General features: G+C 70.0%; 3 protein-coding genes and 1 pseudogene. All 4 read right to left on the bottom strand.

All coding sequences use genetic code 11. The features are described 5' to 3' along the window. Positions 1–665: tRNA 2-thiouridine(34) synthase MnmA (gene mnmA / locus VN856_RS13505; protein WP_325689797.1), on the bottom strand; the 665-nt coding region annotated here is incomplete at its 3' end. Next, positions 662–1,843: a cysteine desulfurase family protein gene (locus VN856_RS13500; RefSeq protein ID WP_325689796.1), complete on the bottom strand. Its 1,182-nt coding sequence runs from the start codon at positions 1,841–1,843 to the stop codon at positions 662–664. The genes mnmA and VN856_RS13500, both read right to left, overlap by 4 nt. 32 nt (positions 1,844–1,875) lie before the next feature. Beyond that, positions 1,876–2,772, bottom strand: coding sequence for a lysophospholipid acyltransferase family protein (locus VN856_RS13495; RefSeq protein WP_325689794.1), 897 nt, complete (start codon positions 2,770–2,772; stop codon positions 1,876–1,878). Further along, positions 2,772–3,032 (bottom strand): annotated as a pseudogene (locus VN856_RS13490) (phosphohistidine phosphatase); the annotation flags it as partial. The pseudogene VN856_RS13490 and the gene VN856_RS13495, both read right to left, overlap by 1 nt.

The raw sequence follows: 3,032 nt of genomic DNA, 5'->3' as shown, positions 1-3,032 counted from the left end.
ACGGCGCCGGCCTGGTCGACCACCGAGCCGGGCCGCACCCCGATGCGCTCACCCAGAAAAGCGCGGGTATCCCCGGATGGAATGAAGCAGATGTCGTGGCTGTCCGGCTTCTGCGCGACCGCCAGTCCACGATGGGCCGCCTCGGCGCGGATCTGCGACTTGGGGGTGTCCCCGATGGGGAACGCCGCATGGCGCAGCTGATCGGACGTCAGCACAGCGAGCACGTAGGACTGGTCCTTGTCGGCATCGACGGCACGACGCAGCCGCCCGCCGGACAACCGGGCGTAGTGGCCGGTGGCGACGGCGTCGAACCCGAGGGCCAAGGCGCGCGCCGCCAAGGCGGAGAACTTGATTCGCTCGTTGCACCGCACACACGGGTTCGGGGTTTCGCCACGCGCGTAGGACGACACGAACTCGTCGATCACGTCTTCGGCGAACTTGTCCGCGAAATCCCAGACGTAGAAGGGGATTCCGAGTACATCAGCGACGCGCCGAGCATCCCCGGCGTCCTCCTTGGAACAGCACCCCCGCGAACCGGTGCGCAAGGTGCCCGGGGCCTGCGACAAGGCCAGGTGTACCCCGACCACATCGTGACCGGCGTCGACCATGCGGGCGGCCGCGACCGACGAGTCGACACCGCCGCTCATCGCGGCGAGCACCCTCATCGCGAAACCCCCGCGGTGGCAAGGGCGGCTTGCCGGGCGCGGGCCACGGCGCCGGGCAGTACCTGCAGCGCGGCGTCGACGTCCGACTCGACGCTGGTGTGGCCCAACGACAATCGAAGCGACCCTCTGGCACTGGCCGGGTCGGCGCCCATCGCGATCAACACGTGCGAGGGCTGCGCGACGCCCGCGGTGCAGGCCGATCCGGTCGAGCACTCGATCCCGTTGGCGTCTAACAACATCAGCAATGCGTCGCCTTCGCATCCTTCGAAGGTGAAGTGCGCGTTGCCGGGCAGCCGACGCGCGCCGGTGGCGCCATTGAGGCGGGTGTCTTCGACGCCGGCCAGCACACCGTCGATGAGCCGGTCGCGCAGCAGTCGCAGCCGCGTGCTGTTGACCTCGAGGCTGTCCACGGCAAGCTGCATCGCCGTGGCCATGCCGACCGCTCCTGCGACATCGGGTGTGCCGGAACGGATATCGCGTTCCTGACCGCCGCCGTGCGACAGCGGCATGCAGCCGACGTCGCGGCGGAGCAGCAGCGCACCGGCACCGGGCGGCCCGCCGAACTTGTGGGCGGCCACACTCATCGCCGACAACTGGCTGGCCGCGAAACCGACCGGCAACTGGCCCACCGCCTGAACCGCGTCGCTGTGCATCGGCACATCGAATTCGGCTGCGATGGCCGCGAGCTCGGCGATCGGCATGATGGTGCCGACCTCGTTGTTGGCCCACATCACCGAGACCAGCGCCACGTCATCGTGGTGTTCCAGAGCCTCGCGCAGCGCGGCGGCCGATACCGAACCGTCGGCAGCCGTGGGCAACCAGGTCACCTCGGCGCCCTCGTGTTCGGCGAGCCAGTTCACCGCGTCCAGCACGGCGTGGTGTTCGACTTCGGTGGTGATGATGCGGCGGTGCCTGGACTCGGCGCCGCGGCGCGCCCAGTAGATGCCTTTGACGGCGAGGTTGTCGCTCTCGGTGCCGCCGGCGGTGAAGAGCACCTCGGACGGACGGGCACCGAGCTTGGCGGCGATCAGCTCGCGGGATTCCTCCATGCGACGCCGGGCGACCCGGCCGGTGGCGTGCAGCGAGGAGGCGTTACCGACGGTGCTCAGGACGGCCGTCATCGCCTCGACAGCAGCGGGGTGCATCGGGGAGGTGGCAGCGTGATCCAGGTAGACCATGACCTGCCCAGGATAGCGACGCCCAGCGGGGGTCAGGACGCCAGCACGGACGGCCGCTGCCCGTGATCTGGGCGTGGCGTCGATGTGACGCGGATCGCGGCCTGGCAGCGGCGGGCCAGCTCACGCCGATCGTCACCCGGAAGCTGCAGCGATTCGACGTAGATCTTCGCCACCGTGCGGCGGGCGACCATCAGCCTGCCGATCGACGCCAGCAGCGTGTCGTCGCCGATGTAGGCCGGCACGGTCGAGATGCTGCCGTCGCGGTGGTGGTAGCGCAGTCGCAGCGGCTGAACCGGCCGACCGGTGTCGACGGCGGCCTGGAACATCGCCGGGTAGAACGGCCCCGAGCCCTGGTGGGACCGTCCAGGCAGGCCGCACCAGGTGGTGCCCTCGGGGAACGCCACCACCGTGTGGCCGGCGTACAGCCGGGCGGCGACGGTGGCCACGACCTCGGGCAGCTGGCGCAGCTTGGCGCGTTCGATCGGAATGACCTTGACGATGCGCGCCATCATCTTCACCGCGCCGGTGGCGGCCACGTCGGCGCGGGCGACGAACGACAGCGGTGAAGCCCGCCAGCGGCTGGACGGCAGTGCCGCACCGATCGTCAGGATGTCCAGCCAGGACATGTGGTCGCTGACCACCAGCACCCCGGGCAGATTGCGGATCGGCCCGCCGGAGACGTTGATCTTGACGCCGAGGCACCAGAGCAGCAGCCGGCAGTAGATCTGCCTCGACTTCGACCAGCCCGGAATCACCCCCGCCAGCAGCGGCAACGCGGGCGCCAACAACACCAGCAAGGTAATCCGCCGCGCGACCCGCAGCGCCACGATCATCCGCCGCGTTGCTTCGTAGCCGCCGGCTTGTATGCAACCCGTATCGCAGGTCGCCCGGGGTAGCCAGGCGTGGTCGCGGGGCTCCGGAGCGGCCATCAAGCCACCCGACCCGCTGCTTCGGTGGCCGCCGATACCGACCGGAGTCGCCGCAGGTAGCGCGTGTCGGCATGGCGTTTGTCCAGCAGCGCGGGAAAGTCACCCACACCGAAGTCGGCGTCGTGGGCCGGCTCACCGCAGATCTGCGCCCCCAACCGCAGGTAGCCCCGCATCAGCGGCGGTATCACCGGCCGCGACGGCGGGTCGATCTCGTCGAGTGAGCGCCCGTCGATGACCACCGGGCGGTGCGGATACACCCG

Origin of the sequence: Mycobacterium sp. (genome assembly GCF_035603715.1) — a bacterium.
Classification (GTDB): Bacteria; Actinomycetota; Actinomycetes; order Mycobacteriales; family Mycobacteriaceae; genus Mycobacterium.
The sequence above is the reverse complement of the archived record's forward strand: the minus strand, read 5'-3'. Positions and strand labels throughout refer to the sequence as shown.

Bases quoted from the DNA above. Each gene is read 5' to 3' on its own strand.
- VN856_RS13500 (WP_325689796.1), bottom strand. From the start codon at position 1,843: ATGGTCTACCTGGATCACGCTGCCACCTCCCCGATGCACCCCGCTGCT.
- VN856_RS13495 (WP_325689794.1), bottom strand. From the start codon at position 2,772: ATGGCCGCTCCGGAGCCCCGCGACCACGCCTGGCTACCCCGGGCGACC.